The following is a 17,210-nucleotide window of genomic DNA, read 5'->3' as shown; positions in this document are numbered from 1 at the left end:
GAACGTGCTGCAAACACTTCCCGGTTTTTTGTGGGCATGCATTTTGGAGTTTAGTTTGTTTACATAGGCTTGGTGCTTTTGTGGTGGCGAATGATGTTTAATTTATGATGGTAATGTCCTGGCCGGCCATGCTGACATTGATTCCCTTATAGCGGAGTATGTTCAGGAATTCCGACAGCTTTACAGCGCGTGAAATTTTACCATTAAATTCATTTTGAGGTATTTTGCCCTGGTAATGTACCCGGATATTGTACCAGCGGGCAGCCTGGCGCATGACTTCTTCTATACCCGCATCCCTGAAATTAAACAGGTTATCTTTCCAGGCGGTTTCTTCACCGGTATCAGCATCGTGGTTTACGGCAAGTTGTTCACTGCCGTTGAGTACGGCCATTTCACCGGGCTTCAGGAGCACTGCGGCGTTGTTATTGGCTACCCGGAGGGAACCTTCCAACAAGGTTGTTTTTAAAATGCGTTCATCACTATAGGCCATTACATTAAAGTGCGTACCCAAAACCGTGATCTGCTGTCTTTTTGATTGTACGATAAACGGCTTACCTGTATTTTTCGCAACTTCAAAATAGGCTTCCCCCTCGAGTTCCACCTGGCGGGCGCTGCCGCTGAATGAAACGGGAAAACGCAGGGTAGACAGTGCATTCATCCAGACTCTAGTACCGTCCTGCAACAGCACCTGGTATTGGCCGCCGATGGGCGTTGAAAGGGTATTGATAGCGGAAGCGGCAAAACCTGCGATACTGTCTTCCACTTTATAAAGTAACTGTCCGTCTTTTGCCTTGCTGATTTGCATGTTTCCCTGGCGGGCAATTGCACCGCTCTTTAATGTATCCAGCACGATAATCGAACCATTGGCCAACCGGAGTATCGCCTTATTATTATGAAACAGGGTATCTTTTTGAAGTACAACCGGCGGTATGGAAGCGGTGCCGGCGCGATCTGGTGTGTGCCTGAATACAAAATAGGCTGCTCCGGCAAAAAGAACGACGATCGCGGCGGCGGCTACACGTTTCAGGGTAAACAATTTTGCCGGCATACGCTCTTCGAAACGGTCATCTCTGCTGTTATGAATGTCTTCCAATATGGAATTTAGAATGGAGTCGCTGTTGGCCGTTGTATAATGAGGCTTTTCTTCCCGGAGTTGCAGCCAGGCTTGCTGAATCAGGGCATTCAGCTCCTCATCATCGCTTTCACGATGTAGCAGTTGAAATAATTCATCCGTTTCTTCAGGGCTTAAGGTCTTTTCATAATATCCCTGGAACAAACGGCTGAGTCTTTCGCTGTTTCTTTTCATATAACTGTTTGAAATTAATATCGTTAAATTGTTGCAACTACAGCCACTCCGCTATAGGACAGAAAAAAGGGGAAAAAAGGGGGTATTCATTTTAGGAAAAATAAAAAAAACAGCAGCAATTTTAGTTCCGCCATTTTCTTTTTCATGAAAGAGGTAATGGATGCGACGGCTATTTGAATGTATTTTTTAACCGTTTCGCGAGAGATATTCAATTTGCCGCTTATTTCTGTATAGGTTAACTGTTCGTATCGGCTCAGCAGGTATACTTTTCGCTGCTGTTCCGGCAGTAGGTCGATGGCCTCGTCCAGCAGCGTGTACTGCGTAACCGTTGGCTCTTCTTCGTTGTTCAGAGGCTGGAGGGAATGCTCCTTCTCCCACTCCTGCCGCCGCATGCGTTCTTTTATCGTAGCTTTTAAAACATTCACGGCATGGTTCCGGGACAACACAAACAAGTAGGGCTTGAATTTATGAATGCCCGCCAGTACTTCCCGGTTCATCCATAGCTTGAGAAATACATCCTGCGCCACTTCTTCCGCCTGTGCCATCGAACCGGTTAAACGGAATATATGGGAAATAAGCCACTGGTGATAGCACATAAACAATTGCCGAAAAGCCTGCTCGCTGCCGCAGGCAACCTGTAGCAGCAATTCTTTTTCGGCAACGCTATCGGGTATTGACATAAGGGATTACAAATTAATCGTAAATTTAAAAAACTGTCGATAATACACTTCTTTTCTCCGGCCAAAACGCTGCCTGAAAACCTCCAAAAGAGGAGAAAAGTAGAAGTTAGACAATTTTGACCTTCCCGTAATTCTAAAATCATTCTTTGCATCATTTTGCCCCCCATTTTGAACGATTTATACGTGTTTCGCAGTAAACGATTGTAGCTTTCCTACAGAATGTCAGAACGAAGGTCCTTTCGAAAACGAGGTGCTTTATGTAATACTGATCTTCATCTGTGCATTTTGAATGTTGGGATTTGTTTCATGAATCCAGGTCTGATGAAGTGAAATGGATAGCGTGGGGATTTGCTGCTACCCCGAAATATTACAAGACAAAAAGTAAATCCCAGGTTGAAAAGTCTGATTTTTTTATTTTAAAGGACTCCCGGGTTATATTGTTTTTAGCTATTAAAAAGTATCTTAGCCGCCGCATGCAAGGCCTGATCTATTACAGCTCATTACCGTTCATCTATTTACTTTCCCTCCTACCCTTTCCAATTTTATACAGGGTCAGTGATGGATTCTATTTTATTCTCTATTACGTTATCGGCTATCGAAAAAAAGTAGCCATGCAAAACCTTCGCAATTCTTTTCCCGAAAAATCGGAAACCGAAATAAAAAGATTGTGCAAGGATTATTATCATTACCTCTGCGATCTCTTCCTCGAAAGTTTTAAAACACTTACGATCGGTCGTTCTGCTATGTTAAAACATTGCACGTTAAGCCCGGCTGCAAAAGATATTTTCGACCGCTTTCACCGCGAAGGAAAAAGTATCATGCTCGTAATGGGACATTACGGCAATTGGGAATGGGCAGGTAATACATTCAGTCTCACTTGTAACCAAAAACTATTTGTGGTATATCATCCGTTCGCCAACAAGTATTTCAACGGATTGATGTATCGTATGCGTACGCGTTTTGGCACCGGGCTTATTGCGATGAAAGATACCTACAAAGACATGGTGAAGCATAAAGCAATGATCAGTGTTACTGCATTCATCGCCGACCAAACGCCGCAGCCGGATAATGCATTCTGGACAACCTTTCTCAACCAGGACACACCTGTTTTTCAGGGAACGGAAAAAATTGCCAAAAAAATGAATTATCCAATTGTATATATAACAATAAAGCGACTGAAAAGAGGTTATTACAATATTCTGGCGGAAGTATTGTCGGAAGATTCTAAAAATACCGCTGATGGAATGATCTCTCAGTTACACACCGCCAGACTGGAAAAAGACATACGGGAACAACCTGAAATATGGCTCTGGACACATAGACGATGGAAGCACAAACGCCCGGCAGAAAATAAAATAATTGTTTAAAAATCCTTTTAGTTTCAAGTCATGCAAAAAAAACCGGGCAGGGAGTTGATCCTTGCTACCAAACCGTTTGCCAAAGAAATAGTATGGAAAAGCTGGTATTACAGCCTGTGCACGATTGCGATCCTGATGGCGCTTTTTTCAGGTATTTACTTTTTGGATAATATCTTTTTACGGATTGCCTGCAGTGTTGCTGCCGGGCTCACCATGGTTCGTATGTTCGTGATTTACCACGATCACCAGCATCATAGCATTTTGCACCGGTCATGGCCCGCAACTATTCTTTTCAATTTGTACGGCATTTTTATACTTGCGCCAACCAGCATATGGAAGCGTTCGCATGATTATCATCACAATCATAACTGCAAATTATTCAGCGCCAGCATCGGGTCATATCCGATTATGACCAAACAACGATTTCTGCAATCTTCCAAAGCAGAGCAGCGAAGCTACCTGGCCATCCGGCATCCGCTAACCATTTTGTTCGGATATTACACCATGTTCATTTACGGTATGTGTGTGCGCTCCTTTATCAGTGCGCCCAAACGTCATTGGGATTCACTGATCGCACTTATCGTTCATATCAGCATTAGTGTATTGATCTTTGTTTACATGGGCTGGTTCACCTGGCTGCTGGCTGCCGTAGTGCCATTTATGCTGGCCTTTATGATTGGGTCGTATTTATTTTATGCGCAGCATAATTTTCCGGGAGTAACTTTTCGCGAAAAAAACGAGTGGTGCTATGAGGAAGCGGCGATATCATCGTCGAGCTACATGGTCATGAATCCCTTTTGGAAATGGGTCACAGCGAACATCGGCTATCATCATATTCATCATATCAATTCACGCATCCCGTTTTACCGCCTTCCCGAGGTAATGGCCAGCATTCCGCAATTACAGGAGGCAAAAACAACCACATTAAATCCTGCCGATATTGTAGCATGTTTCCGGTTGAAAGTATGGGATTCGAAAACTAATTCTATGGTGGGGGTTAAGTAGTTCTCCGCAGTACAAGGTTAAATTCCAAAAGACATTTAACAAATCCCAGACTGAAAGGTTTGGGATTTTGTTTTTAGGTAGTACCTGCAGTACTCATACAAAAAAGCGTGTTAAACAATACCCATAACCGTTGCCCGGTTTAACAGCTCGGTGGTATTGGTGCAGTTCATTTTTTTCATGATATTGCTCCGGTGCTTCTTAACAGTTTCAAAACTAACAAATAAGATATCCGAAATTTCTTTTGTAGTGTTGCCTTTACTAACTAATTCAAGTACTTCAATTTCCCGTTTTGAAAGTGAAATGTTTTCCCCGGAAGAACCCATTGTTTCGCTATACAGCAAAGTTGAATTATCTCTTTCTATCAAATGTGCGGAGTAATGGATCAATAAATCTTTCTTAATGGAAGTAACATCGGTGATCATGGTGCATGATAGTAAAGGAAACCCCTCGGCCGTTGCATTTAACAAATAGCTTTGCAATAGTATCCATTGAATATCAGATGCAGGATTGATCTCTATACACGCCGAAAATCTGAGAGAAGTAACCTGGTCCTTATAATACTGGGTAGTAGTAAGCATTTTAGGCGTGATAACGGAAATCATTGCTTCGATGCTGGAAGGTTTCATCATCCCGATAAATAAATCCGGCCCGACTTCAGGACTTTCCTGATTAAAACCAGGGCAATACAATTTCACAGCTTCGCTAATGTAGGTATACCTGTTTTCAATAAAGTTATAAACAGCAATTGCCTGATGTGTTTTTTGGGCATACAATCGAAATGAAGGATCATTAAACAGCGTGTTTAATTTTTCATACTCACTTGCCAAAACATCTTCATTACATTGGTATGATCGAATCACCGCTAAAAATTCTTCAGTTTTCCTTTTTATTTCCATTCTGCATTTACAAAAATTACCCTTTTGGGTTATTTATCTTTTTACAAGTAGGTAGTTACTTTGCCTTTTAGTATAGCAAGGCAATCGACTATTCAAAAGTATAAAAAATCACTAACCAAATAGCATGTAATTAAATAATCCTACCCCCGCCTGTTAATTGATAAATAACAGCATCCTCAAATAAAGAAAACAACCAAAATGCTTTTCCCAGGTTTCCTGATCCAGGTCGGCTTCATCAATAGTCACCTGCTGACCTGATAAACATCACCCGATTCATTTAAAAAGTAAACAAAAAATACCCAACAAACATGAAAACCCCAAGTGCAACATTTAAAGCAACAATGCTATCTGCAGTCGTATTCATAGCGGCTTCGTGTCACAAAAGCAGTGACCCTGCACCAGAAACCGGTCCTTATGTATATGTAGCCGGGGCAGAGAAAAATAGCGCTGGTTTACTTATACCCAAATACTGGAGAAACGGCAAGTCTGTAGAATTATCCGGTGGCGCTAACGGATCGATCGCAAACGCTATATATGTATCGGGCAGCGATGTATATGTAGCAGGAAACGACTACAACAGTTCCGGGAAATCTGTGATCAAATACTGGAAGAACGGAACCGCTGTTTTGTTATCTGATGGCACTTACGATGCACAAGCCAATTCACTCTTCATTTCGGGCAATGATGTATATGTGGCAGGAAATGAAAAAAATGCTGCAGGTCATGAGGTTGCCAAATACTGGAAAAACGGCACGGCGGTGGCATTGACCGACGGTACCGACCAATATGCTTCCGCCAGTTCCATTTATGTATCCGGAGGCAATGTGTATGTAGCAGGATACAAAGGAAATGGCAAAGGTACCGCCCTGTGCTGGAAAAACGGAGTCGCCACCAACCTTACCGATGGAACTGGTTATGATTATGCCGTTTCTGTTTTTGTATCGGGCAATGATGTGTATGTAGCAGGAAACAAGGGCAGCATAGCTACGGTGTGGAAAAACGGTACCTCTTCTTCCCTGGCAGGAGGTTCTATCCCGGCTCAGGCCGAATCAATGTATGTTTCAGGTAGCGATGTATTTGTTAGCGGCATAAAAGATGAAGGTGCAAGTAATACATTATGGGCAGGTAAATATTGGAAAAATGGTACAGAGGTTTCGCTGCCGAAGAGCCAGAATCAAACTACGTGCAGGGGTATATTTGTATTAAACAGCGATGTATATGTGAGTGGGCAAGAGTGGAGCACCACGTCTTCCGGATTTGGCCTGGCAAAATACTGGAAAAACGGTACGGCTGTTAACCTTACCGATGGAACCAAATATGCTATTGCAACCGCCATTTTCGTAACCGAATAAAAAATATAAACACGGGCTACCGGTTTCATTTCTGCGGGATCAATCAGGCAACTACCCGCGTTCAAAAGGTGAATAGCGCCAGAACTTACATGCACCAGTACACGGCTGAACCGCCAACCGATGAAACAGCTTGGATAAGCGAAGGATCTGCCGAACGGCAGTTCACGTTTACCGGACTGAAATCGGGTGCTCAATACTGGTTCCGTGTTATAGCCATTGGTTTAAAAGGAAATGCATATTCACCTGTAGTTTCCCGATTCATTCAGTAACCGTTCTGTCGTAGCCCTGCTTAGGCGGGGCGCGTTCGAAGAACAATCAAAACAGGTCTCCCGGCATGCCGGGAGACTTTTTTTTACTTTAATTGCAAAATTTAAATTCCCAAAAGCAATCCTTAGTTTTGGGTTGATTTTCCCGGTCACTACAAATTTTATACCCCGATGAAACCCTTTTCCTGTATCATCCTGATTATTTTGGTTTTTGGCTGCAAAAGCCCAACAAATAAAAGTGAGAACAAAATAAGTTCGGATTCAACATTACAGGTTATACCAAACACTGCATTGATTAAAAAAGATAGTACTGCATTCATCTTTAACCCCGATACTACCGGGATGTCAGATGAGATTTACGCCGTTTATGAGTTATCACAAAAAACAACGGCCTTTGTCATAGGTTTTTATGAAGAAGGTCAACAAAAAACATTTATCGATTCAATTTTCGATCAGATTCAATCCACAGATACAATCTATGATTATTCGTACAGCGGCCAGCCTAAAAATGCTTCTTATTATGATACATCAGGAGTTTACGACTTAATAAGAAACGAAAAATTTGAAAAAAAGGTAAGACCTTATTTTGATACTGAATATTATATTTATGGAACGCATGGAGTAGCAAAAACAACAATCACCAACATTGTTTTGGGAATCGATCCATGCATAACAAATATTTTCACTTTCTGTATCGACAAATCAAAAATTAAGAATATCGGCCATCCCCTAATTTGCTCGCGAAAATTGTTGAATTTAAAAGTCGACAGCAACTATAAAAACATTGAAAAAAATATTGAGCTGTTGTATGCAAGCGAAAAACCCGATTATGATGACAGTGTTAAAACCTGCGTTTTCGGAAATATAGACAGCCTGTATTTTACATACAGCGATGATTTTCTTTGGAAAAGAATCAGAACTTTTTGGGGAAAAAATAAAAGTCTAAGCAAATGTTATTTCCCTGCCAGAACAATTTTCCTTTCAGATAAAAATGGTACTATAAGCCGTTACTGGGCAGATGGTTTGGATTTATTCGGGATAGAGTGTGATTAAAAAATAAAGTAAACTTATCTGTAGCTTTATGCCATGAAACCTGTTTTATCAATCCTTACGTTCGCATGCATCCTGTTTTGTCAAACCGTATTTTCACAAACTTCATTCAAAATCATTCCGCTTGGCGTAAAAGGTGGTATAGATGAAAGTAATCTCTCTGCTTACATGGTAGCGCCGCAGAGCAGCGATGAGTATGTATGTCTCGATGCAGGTACGCTGCACTATGGCATCGAAAAAGCCATTCAGGCAAAACTGCTGCACGGCACAGCGGCCGATGTACTGAAGAAGAATATAAAAGGTTATCTCATTTCACATGCCCACCTCGACCACCTGGCAGGCATGATCATCAATTCGCCCGACGATAGCACCAAAAACATTTATGGCCTCGATTATTGTTTGGATGTTCTGAAGGATAAATATTTCACCTGGAAAAGCTGGGCCAACTTCGCCAACGATGGCGATAAGCCAGCGCTTGGCAAATACCATTATTCAGTGCTTACACCTGGTATCGAAACACCGCTGCAAAATACCAGTATGCAGGTAACCGCTTTTTCGCTCAGCCATTCAAACCCTTATCAGAGCACCGCTTTCCTGGTGCGGCATGATGAGGCTTATTTGCTCTACCTCGGCGATACCGGAGCAGATTCTGTAGAACATTCCGATAAAATGCACGGGTTATGGCAACAGGTATCTCCCCTATTGACTGCAAAAAAATTAAAAGCCCTTTTTATTGAAGTGTCTTTCGCCAATGAACAACCTGATAAACAATTGTTCGGGCATCTTACGCCGCACTGGCTGATGCAGGAGTTGCAGAACCTGGCTTCGCTTTCCGGTACAGAGGCACTAAAAGATTTCCCGGTGGTGATCACCCACATCAAACCCGGCGGCAATCGTGAGCAAATGATCCGCACGCAACTAAAGGCCTACAACCCGCTGCACGTTCAACTGATCTTTCCTGAACAAGGCAAACTGCTTACTTTTTGAATAACCCGTTACTGGATGGCCTGGATTTGTTTGGGATTGAATGTGATTGAGAACACGTTGAAACAAAATCATTGCAGAAATAAGTCCACGCAACCAAAGGTTAAATAACTTAAATTAGTAACATCTTTTACCTGTAATGCCTTGCTGATGTTGCTGCCATTGAAATACAGGATATACTGCCTTTTGGCCTCTCTCATAGTGTTTCACTCCCTGCAGGCTAATGAAAAGCCGGTGATCACCTATCTGGGCATTGAGCATGGACTTTCTAACAATCAGGTTACCTGCATTTACCAGGACCACCGGGGCTTTATGTGGTTTGGCACCTATGATGGATTGAACCTGTACGACGGTTACAGTTTTAAAGTGTACAGGAACCGGTTGAAAGATTCCGGTTCATTGATCCATAACTTCATTAATGTTATTACAGAAGACTCCACAGGAAATTTATGGGTGGGAACAAGACGGGGCATTTGCATATATAATAGCAGCACTGCAAGATTCTCTAAACTTTATTACATTCCGCATGGCGAAAAGGAAATTAAACCAGCCGATTTCGCGGCATGGGCCATCAGGGCAGATGCCCTTGGTAACATGTTTATAGGCACTGCCGATGAAGGGCTTTTATTGTACAACCGTAAAACACAAAAAACAGTTCAACTGCCATTTAATCATGACGCAGTTTCTGATACCCATTACTATGTATCTGCCCTGGAATTTGATAACAGCCACCGCCTGTGGTTATTTGTTCGGGGAGTTGGTTTGTGTGTGTTCGATGCCCGAACGAATGAAATAAAAATAGTAAATACCGGTGTTAAAAACGGACTCAGCCTGCGGGCCGATCAAATAGGTAATCTTTGGATCGGCACAGATGAAGGCGTTTATAAATACGAAATAACCAATAACAAACTATTATCAGTTTTAACCACGCACTTCAGGGTGCCGTATCTTTGCCTCGACAACGAAAATCATTTATGGGTAGCTTCTGATGGCGCCGGCGTATTCATCATCAATCTGCCCGCAATGGACATTACCCGGCTGGTAAGGCCTGATAATAAGGACCTGCTTACCAGTAATGCGATATTCTCTGTTTACCAGGATAGAGATGGCCGCCTGTGGATAGGCACTTTGCGTGGCGGCATCAATGTTATAGAACCCGGAAAAAACAGGTTCGGCACCATACGTCGTGACCCCTTCATTGCCAATAGCCTTATCAATGATTTCATTCTGTCTTTTTGCGAAGATCGCCAACAGAATATCTGGATTGGAACCGACGGAGGAGGCATTAGTTTTTGGAACCGGGGAAAAAATACTTATACTAATTTTCAGCACCAGGAAAAAATAGCGAATTCGCTAAGCTGCGATTTTGTTTGTTCCATTCTCAACGATTATCAAAACAATGTGTGGGTTGCTACCTGGGGCGGCGGCATTAACCGCTATAATAAAGCTACCCGTTCTTTCGAACGGTATGCATGCATTGATCCCAATACCAATATCGAGGATAAATACGGGTGGTTTTTATACGAAGATGCCCAAAAAAGACTTTGGGCAAGTACCTGTAATAATGGCCGGTTATATTGGTACAACAGAGATATCGACCGGTTTGAACTGTTTGATAAACAGGTTACAGATTATCTCACGTTGGCCGAAGATAGCCAGGGCAATTTTTGGGGTGGCAATTTTAATAAACTGGTTAAAATTGACAGAACAGAAAAAAAACACAACGAGGTATATCATATTGGTAATCCGGTGCGGTCAATTCATGAAGACAAACTGGGCCGGTTCTGGATTGGTACCGAAGGAGGCGGGCTGCTGTTGTTTGACAGGAGCACCGGCCAATTCATCCGTTTTACGGAAGCTGAAGGTTTATGCAGCAATTCTATTTTAACGATGGTTGAAGACAGGCAGGGTAAATTATGGATCAGCACATTCGATGGTATTTCGAAATTTGATCCGCAAACCAGGGACTTCACTAATTTCTCTCAATCAGACGGGTTGCAAAGCAATCAATTCAACTACAATGCGGGCAAGAAGCTGCAGTCGGGCGAATTTATATTTGGGGGTATTAAAGGATTTAATCTTTTCTATCCCGACAGCATTTATACCACCACTCATCCTGTGCAGGTATGGTTAACAGGTGTAAAAGTCACTAATACACCAATAGAAGAAAATGCTTCTTTTATTACCGAACGCACCGAAGACCGTATTGAAGCCATCACGCTGCCTTTTAACAAAGCGGTGCTTTCTATCGACTTTGTTGCACTTAACTATTCAGCCCCCGACAAAATTAATTATGCCTATTACCTGCAGGGGTGGGATAAAACATGGAACTATGTAGGAAAATCAAGAACAGCCAATTATACCAGACTGAATGAAGGTTTGTATACATTCAGGGTAAAAGCTACGGATGCCGAAGGGCATTGGCTTCATCAGGAACAAAAGTTGATCATCAGGGTATTGCCTCCCTGGTACCGAACGTGGTGGGCCTGGCTTTTATATGGTGTAGTATTTGTATCCGGGGTGTACATCTACATACAATACAAAGCGCAGCAAACAAAACAAAAGTATCAAATGGCTTTGGCAAAAATAGAAACGGAAAAAGAAAAGGAACTGAATGAAAAGAAGCTGTCTTTTTTCACCCATGTATCCCACGAATTCAGGGCACCCCTTACCCTCATCATTAACCCTGTTAAAGAATTGCTTCATGAACCGGGAAAGGTGCCAAACCCCGAACAACTGAATATTGTATATCGAAATGCCCGGCGCCTGCTGAGTTTGGTTGACCAATTGCTTTTGTTCAGGAAAACAGATTCGGAAATGGGTGAATTGAAAAAGACCCCGGTTAATTTGTATGAGTTGTGCCATGAAGTATATAGCTGTTTTCTGCAGCAGGCAAAAGCCCATAATATACAGTATGAATTATCCGGCGCCGATGCTTCATTTGAAATATTGGCCGACCGGGAAAAAATAGAGATCGTTTTATTTAACCTGATTTCAAACGCAATAAAATTCACCCCTAATGGCGGAAAAGTAATGCTGGAGATTTTGGAAAAGGGAAAAAATATAGAAGTCAGTGTTACTGATACCGGCTGTGGTATAGAGGAAAATACCGGCAACAGGGTATTCGAAAAGTTTTACCAAACCCCCAAAAGCAAAGAAACTGCTCATTCGGGTTTTGGTATTGGTTTGTACCTGGTGAAACAATTTATAGAAGCGCATAAAGGCACCATCCGGTATGAAAGTAAAAAAGGAGAAGGCACCAGGTTCACCATCAGCCTGCCGGTGTACCATGCCCTGCAGGGAGAAACAGCTGAACATCCGCTTGCAGCGGCGCCTGCTTTGCTCGAAGAGCTGCTTGGCAACAATGAAGTAGAAAATGCCTTACCGGAAAGTAATAGAATTGATAAAACGATATCGGCGCCAGACGACCTCGTTTCCGTTAAAAAAACCATATTAATAGTAGATGATAACGCCGAAATGCGGCAATATCTCCGTCACCTGTTGACTGGCATGTACCTCGTATATGAGGCTGAAAGCGGGGAAGCAGGTTTACAAATGGCGCTCAGATATATGCCGGATATCATCATCAGCGATGTGGTGATGAGCGGCATTACGGGCGTAGAATTTTGCAGCAGGTTAAAGGCCAATATAGAACTGGGCCATATACCGGTAATTCTTTTAACAGCCACTACTGCCGACGATATCAAACTAAAAGGTATTGAATGCGGTGCAGAAGATTATATCACAAAGCCTTTTGACGCTGCGTTTTTAATGGCCAGGGTGGCTAATATTCTCAAAAGCAGAAACACTCTGCAGCAGTATTTTCTGGATACAGTTACCCTTAGAAAGAACACAGCGAAGGTTTCTGCAGAATATCGCCAGTTCCTGGAGCGGTGTATGAACATTATCGATAAAGAAATTGACAATGATAGTTTTACCATAAAGGAATTCACCCAAAAAATGGGTATGAGCCATTCCGGCCTGTACAAAAAGATCAGGCTCGTTTCCGGCCTCTCTGCCAGTGCTTTTGTTCGTCATATCCGGTTAAGACGGGCAGCGTTATTATTACTCAGCACCAACACCAATATCAATGAGGCATGCTTCGCGGTAGGTATTAACGACCCCAAGTACTTCAGGATACAGTTTCATAAACTATTCGGCATGAACCCCTCGGAGTATATAAGAAAGTATAAAGTTTCCTTCAACAAAGAATATAATGTGGTGAACCCATCCTAACGCCGAAATTGCTGTTTTATCCCCTTATTAATCGATTTTTCACCCGCAGACTGAAGGTTTGCCCCGGCCTCTTTATTTATTCAAAGTACCATTTTACCCCTCTTCTTAAACGATTTACACCCCATGTTTCGCAGTAAACCGGCTGTACCTTGTGCACAGAATGAAGTCTGATATCCGAGGTCTTAAATCCGATCGAAAAACCACGTGCTTTATGAATGCTGGTCTTCACCTGTGAAATTTAAATGGCTGGGTTTGTGTCTACTTACCCTTTCTTTTCCGATACTTATAGAAAAATCATTTTTGAATTTTGTAAACATGCGAGCATATGAAAAATTCATCCTTATTACAACAATGCCGGTTGATATATAAACAAATTCAGCAGGAAATTCAAAGTCGTGAATCTCAATTACCTGATGAAATGAAATGGATAGAGTGGGGATTTGGGGTAACGATGCAGGCATGGTTAAATATCGACAAGATGACAGATGGTTACCAGTTCATGAATCAACAGGAAGAAGTTTGCTTTTATAAAACCCTGAAACCACGCTTCACCGGGTTGATTGATTATTTCAGCTTACTCTACAAATCAGTTTTATTTCAACCGGATGATTATACAAAATGGGAAGAATACTGGAGAAGTGAATTGAACAATTGCAGTGAAATAATGTCCAGATTCAAAACAGCCTGCCTGCACTATGAGCAGCAACACCCCGATACCGATATTTATTTCCTGCAGCAAAACAATCAGCAACCGCTGCTTTTCGGAATCAATGTAAGTCAAATTGATTTTAATAATACTTCTTATAGTTGTTTGCTCGGCCGGTTGATTGCTTTGAAAAAATATAAGAAGTTTATGCAGGAAAAAATCTGTAAAAACAATCTTGAAAGAAGCAAGTTCGCGGCATAACTACTCCCACGCATATTTTCACGCCTGATAATCTGCCCATTTTCGGGCATTAAAACAACTTCTGCTATACATGGAGCTTCTAAGTGTTCCTCATATAGGAGACCACCTCATATTTCCCTCAGGTTGCCGGTGGAAGAAAAGTTTTGAGTTTTGGAACCGGGCTTCTATATTGTAACCAAATACTACCCTATCATGCCCCAGCACCTATGGATAAAAATGGCTAACCTTGTCTTCGAACTCGAAAAGAAGTTATCTACTACACAGCCCTCCACGGGCATCCTTCGAAATATTGATCGCATGAAGACCGTTCTCGAAGAGGCCGGGCTATTGCTGCTCAATCCCCTGGGAGAGCCTTATAATGAAGCCCGTACAGACCTGGAAGCCAGTATCACCGGTTCGGCAACCGGTAAGCTCCACGTACTGGATGTCATCAAGCCCATCGTATACACCCAACAGGAAGCGGGCCGATCCTTATTGCAGAAGGGCGTGGTCATTGTCGGTAATAAATAAAATAACTTAATAAATATGTCGTCGACCATCAATTTTGCCATCGATCTGGGCACTACGAATTCCCTGATCGCGAAGGCGAATAACGGAACTGTGGATATTTTCAAGAACCCTTCGGGCATGAAGGTAACCCTGCCCAGCGTGGTAGCCTTCAGGAAGGATCGTATCCTGATCGGGGATAAAGCGCGGGAATATGTTGAAAAAGATCCATCCAATGTATTTGCTTCTTTTAAGAGAAAGATGGGTACAGGGGAAAGCTTTTTTATCCCCAACAACGGATCCTTTAAAACGCCCATCGAATTAAGCACGATCGTTTTGCAGGAACTGAAAAATTTCATTTTTACTGGTGAATCTCCGGCCAGCGTGGTCATTACGATTCCGGCCAGTTTTGATACCATACAAAGCAATGCCACGAAGGAGGCGGGATATGCCGCCGGATTCCGCGAGGTATTGTTGCTACAGGAACCAATTGCCGCCAGTCTCGCGTTCGCCAATAAGGAAGGCAAATCCGGTATGGAGGGGCAATGGCTGGTATATGACCTGGGCGGCGGCACTTTTGACGTAGCCCTGGTCGTTATACAGGATGATGAGATGAAGGTCATTGACCATGAAGGCGATAATTTCTTCGGCGGTGTTGATTTCGACAACGGCATCATTACGCAATTGTTCATCCCCTACCTCGAAAGTCATTTCGGTGTTCAGGATCTTTCGTCCAAAATGCTGAGCGCGAATGGAAAGTATAATAAGTTATATTACCAACTCATTTATAAGGCCGAGGAAGCGAAAATAGCCTTAAGCAGCCATGCCAGCGTAGATATCGAATTTGATTTTACAGATGAAGCCGACGAGGCGCATGAAGTTTATTTTTCGATCAGCCGTGACCAGTTCGATGGCATCATCCGGGAACGGATTGTATCTTCCATTTCGTTCATCAGGAATCTGTTGACCAGAAATAACCTGCAGCCTTCGGATATTACTGAAGTGGTGCTGGTTGGCGGCAGCACTTATATTCCATTGGTGCGAGGCCTGCTGGCACAGGAACTGGGCATTAAGGTGAATACATCTATCGACCCCACTACGGCTGTAGTGGAAGGAGCTGCCTGGTATGCAGGCGGACGGCCCGCCAAAGCGGAACCCTTGCCTGCGGCACAGCAACCGGATGCTGCGAGCCCCGGCGGGAAGACCGCGCAGAACGCCACCCCTAACTCAATCGAAGTGAAAACCGCTTACCAGGCGAATAGCCGGGACGCCGAAGAATATTTAGCCGCCACCATCAAAAATGCGCCTGCCGGAAGCAACTATCGCATCACGCGTTCCGACGGCGGATTCGACAGCGGCCTCAAACCCGTGGCGGAAAAGATCAGTGAAATGTTGCTGCTGCTGCCGAACAGCCTGAACATTTTCAACATGAAGCTGTTCGACAAGCAGGGCTTCCCTTTGCAGGTATCCATTCCCGGGATCATGATCGTACAGGGGAAGTTCTCCATTTACGGGCAGCCCCTGCCGCACGATATTTGCCTCGAAGTGGATGATCCCGACAATAATACCACACACCTTGAAGTGATCTTCGAACGGAACGCGATCCTTCCTATAAAGAAATCGATCACGAAAACATTGAGCAGAACCATCGTTAAAGGAAGTGAAGACCAGTTGTTGATCAATGTGCTCGAAGGTAGCCGCTATGCATCGCCGCAATCGAACCTTCCGATAGGAATTGTCAGTATCTCCGGCAGGAATCTAAAGGCTGACCTGGTAAAAGGTTCCGATGTTGATCTCACTTTCGAGATCAGCGAAAGCAGAGATATTACGGTGACGGCCTATATCAGCATGATCGACGAGGAGTTCAAACAGGCATTCAGTCCTTCCTCCCGCACGGTCAACATAACCCGGCTTCAGCAGGAAACAGATTACCTGCACCGGTTAGGCAAGCGGCAACTCGATAAGCTATTGAAAAATGAAAAGTATGAAGAAAGTGCTGCTTTGCAGCAGGCCCTTAATGAATTGGAAGTTATTCAGGGAAAATTGAGGAACCTGGCCCCGGATGATGTTACGGATGCAAAATATCAGTTTGATGATCAGAAGAGACGGCTGGCGCAGGTCATCGATGCAACGGAGAAGGGAGACCGCATTCTGGAACTGAAAGAGGAATACTATATAAAAAAGGAGGCTTACCGGCATCTGCTTGAGCAATCGGGTGACAAGGAACTGCTGCAACGTTTCGAAAGCATGCAAACTGAGGAAAACGTTTGGATCAACAACTGCAGTACGCAATACCTGCGGTTGAAGATCAGTGAAATGGACAGGCTGGCCTGGAACATCAAAAAGAAGGATATCTCATATGTTACCGGTATTTACATGTATTATTCCCTGAAGCCTGATGAAGCATATAGCAACCAAAGCGAAATAAAGTTATTGAAGAAGCGCGGAGACGAGGCGTTGGCCAGAAAGAACCCAGACGAGATATTAAGCATTGTTTATCGCATGTACGAGCTCCTCATCGACAAAAACGAGGGAGAAGAGGCTATCAAGGGTACAGGGCTGAAGGGTTAAGCAGTTTGTAGTTTGAGGTTTGTAGTTCTTTCAGTGAATCTTGCCGTGCAATTTTGATCTTGTTAAACAGTTAAGGTGTTTGATCTTAATAATGAACTCCAAAGCGCGGCAGC

At 43.2% G+C, this 17,210-nt stretch carries 13 protein-coding genes; 10 read left to right on the top strand and 3 right to left on the bottom strand.

Annotated elements, in window-relative coordinates:
• Positions 1–97: 97 nt before the first annotated feature.
• Positions 98–1,306, bottom strand: coding sequence for a FecR family protein (locus AC59IL_RS30330; RefSeq protein WP_496555997.1), 1,209 nt, complete (start codon positions 1,304–1,306; stop codon positions 98–100).
• A gap of 86 nt (positions 1,307–1,392) precedes the next feature.
• Complete coding sequence (locus AC59IL_RS30325; RefSeq protein ID WP_496555996.1) at positions 1,393–1,986, bottom strand: RNA polymerase sigma factor; 594 nt, start codon at positions 1,984–1,986, stop codon at positions 1,393–1,395.
• Between the two features lie 473 nt (positions 1,987–2,459).
• Here AC59IL_RS30325 and AC59IL_RS30320 point away from each other — a divergent pair, with 473 nt between their 5' ends.
• Positions 2,460–3,353, top strand: a complete 894-nt coding sequence (locus tag AC59IL_RS30320; protein ID WP_496555995.1) for a lysophospholipid acyltransferase family protein — start codon at positions 2,460–2,462, stop codon at positions 3,351–3,353.
• Positions 3,354–3,374: 21 nt separating this feature from the next.
• A complete protein-coding gene (locus AC59IL_RS30315; RefSeq protein ID WP_496555994.1) occupies positions 3,375–4,349 on the top strand; it encodes a fatty acid desaturase family protein in 975 nt (324 codons plus the stop codon).
• Positions 4,350–4,459: 110 nt separating this feature from the next.
• On the opposite strand, the gene AC59IL_RS30310 is transcribed toward AC59IL_RS30315, so the two are convergent.
• The gene (locus AC59IL_RS30310; RefSeq protein WP_496555993.1) at positions 4,460–5,176 is read right to left on the bottom strand and encodes a response regulator transcription factor; all 717 of its coding nucleotides are present in this window, start codon (positions 5,174–5,176) and stop codon (positions 4,460–4,462) included.
• Positions 5,177–5,553: 377 nt separating this feature from the next.
• Between AC59IL_RS30310 and AC59IL_RS30305 the strand changes: the two genes are divergently transcribed.
• From AC59IL_RS30305 to AC59IL_RS30270, 8 genes are all read left to right on the top strand, one after another.
• Entirely contained in the window at positions 5,554–6,597 is a 1,044-nt protein-coding gene (locus tag AC59IL_RS30305; protein WP_496555992.1) for a hypothetical protein, read from the top strand.
• Between the two features lie 68 nt (positions 6,598–6,665).
• Complete coding sequence (locus AC59IL_RS30300; RefSeq protein ID WP_496555991.1) at positions 6,666–6,866, top strand: fibronectin type III domain-containing protein; 201 nt, start codon at positions 6,666–6,668, stop codon at positions 6,864–6,866.
• 288 nt (positions 6,867–7,154) lie between these two features.
• On the top strand, positions 7,155–7,916 hold the full coding sequence (locus tag AC59IL_RS30295; RefSeq protein ID WP_496555990.1) for a hypothetical protein: 762 nt from the start codon (positions 7,155–7,157) through the stop codon (positions 7,914–7,916).
• Between the two features lie 33 nt (positions 7,917–7,949).
• Complete coding sequence (locus AC59IL_RS30290; protein WP_496555989.1) at positions 7,950–8,900, top strand: MBL fold metallo-hydrolase; 951 nt, start codon at positions 7,950–7,952, stop codon at positions 8,898–8,900.
• A 183-nt stretch (positions 8,901–9,083) separates the two neighbouring features.
• The gene (locus tag AC59IL_RS30285; RefSeq protein WP_496555988.1) at positions 9,084–13,133 is read left to right on the top strand and encodes a hybrid sensor histidine kinase/response regulator transcription factor; all 4,050 of its coding nucleotides are present in this window, start codon (positions 9,084–9,086) and stop codon (positions 13,131–13,133) included.
• Positions 13,134–13,458: 325 nt separating this feature from the next.
• Positions 13,459–14,040: an RteC domain-containing protein gene (locus tag AC59IL_RS30280; RefSeq protein WP_496555987.1), complete on the top strand. Its 582-nt coding sequence runs from the start codon at positions 13,459–13,461 to the stop codon at positions 14,038–14,040.
• A 192-nt stretch (positions 14,041–14,232) separates the two neighbouring features.
• The gene (locus AC59IL_RS30275) at positions 14,233–14,550 is read left to right on the top strand and encodes a hypothetical protein (protein ID WP_496555986.1); all 318 of its coding nucleotides are present in this window, start codon (positions 14,233–14,235) and stop codon (positions 14,548–14,550) included.
• Positions 14,551–14,565: 15 nt separating this feature from the next.
• Entirely contained in the window at positions 14,566–17,097 is a 2,532-nt protein-coding gene (locus AC59IL_RS30270; protein ID WP_496555985.1) for an Hsp70 family protein, read from the top strand.
• Positions 17,098–17,210 lie beyond the last annotated feature (113 nt).

This window comes from Niastella sp. sgz303648, assembly GCF_059587045.1.
Note: the sequence above shows the minus strand (reverse complement) of the source record. Positions and strands in the feature narration are given on the sequence as shown.

Coding starts and splice junctions, on each gene's coding strand:
- AC59IL_RS30330 (WP_496555997.1), bottom strand. CDS start 1,306: ATGAAAAGAAACAGCGAAAGACTCAGCCGTTTGTTCCAGGGATATTAT.
- AC59IL_RS30325 (WP_496555996.1), bottom strand. CDS start 1,986: ATGTCAATACCCGATAGCGTTGCCGAAAAAGAATTGCTGCTACAGGTT.
- AC59IL_RS30320 (WP_496555995.1), top strand. CDS start 2,460: ATGCAAGGCCTGATCTATTACAGCTCATTACCGTTCATCTATTTACTT.
- AC59IL_RS30315 (WP_496555994.1), top strand. CDS start 3,375: ATGCAAAAAAAACCGGGCAGGGAGTTGATCCTTGCTACCAAACCGTTT.
- AC59IL_RS30305 (WP_496555992.1), top strand. CDS start 5,554: ATGAAAACCCCAAGTGCAACATTTAAAGCAACAATGCTATCTGCAGTC.
- AC59IL_RS30290 (WP_496555989.1), top strand. CDS start 7,950: ATGAAACCTGTTTTATCAATCCTTACGTTCGCATGCATCCTGTTTTGT.
- AC59IL_RS30280 (WP_496555987.1), top strand. CDS start 13,459: ATGAAAAATTCATCCTTATTACAACAATGCCGGTTGATATATAAACAA.
- AC59IL_RS30275 (WP_496555986.1), top strand. CDS start 14,233: ATGCCCCAGCACCTATGGATAAAAATGGCTAACCTTGTCTTCGAACTC.
- AC59IL_RS30270 (WP_496555985.1), top strand. CDS start 14,566: ATGTCGTCGACCATCAATTTTGCCATCGATCTGGGCACTACGAATTCC.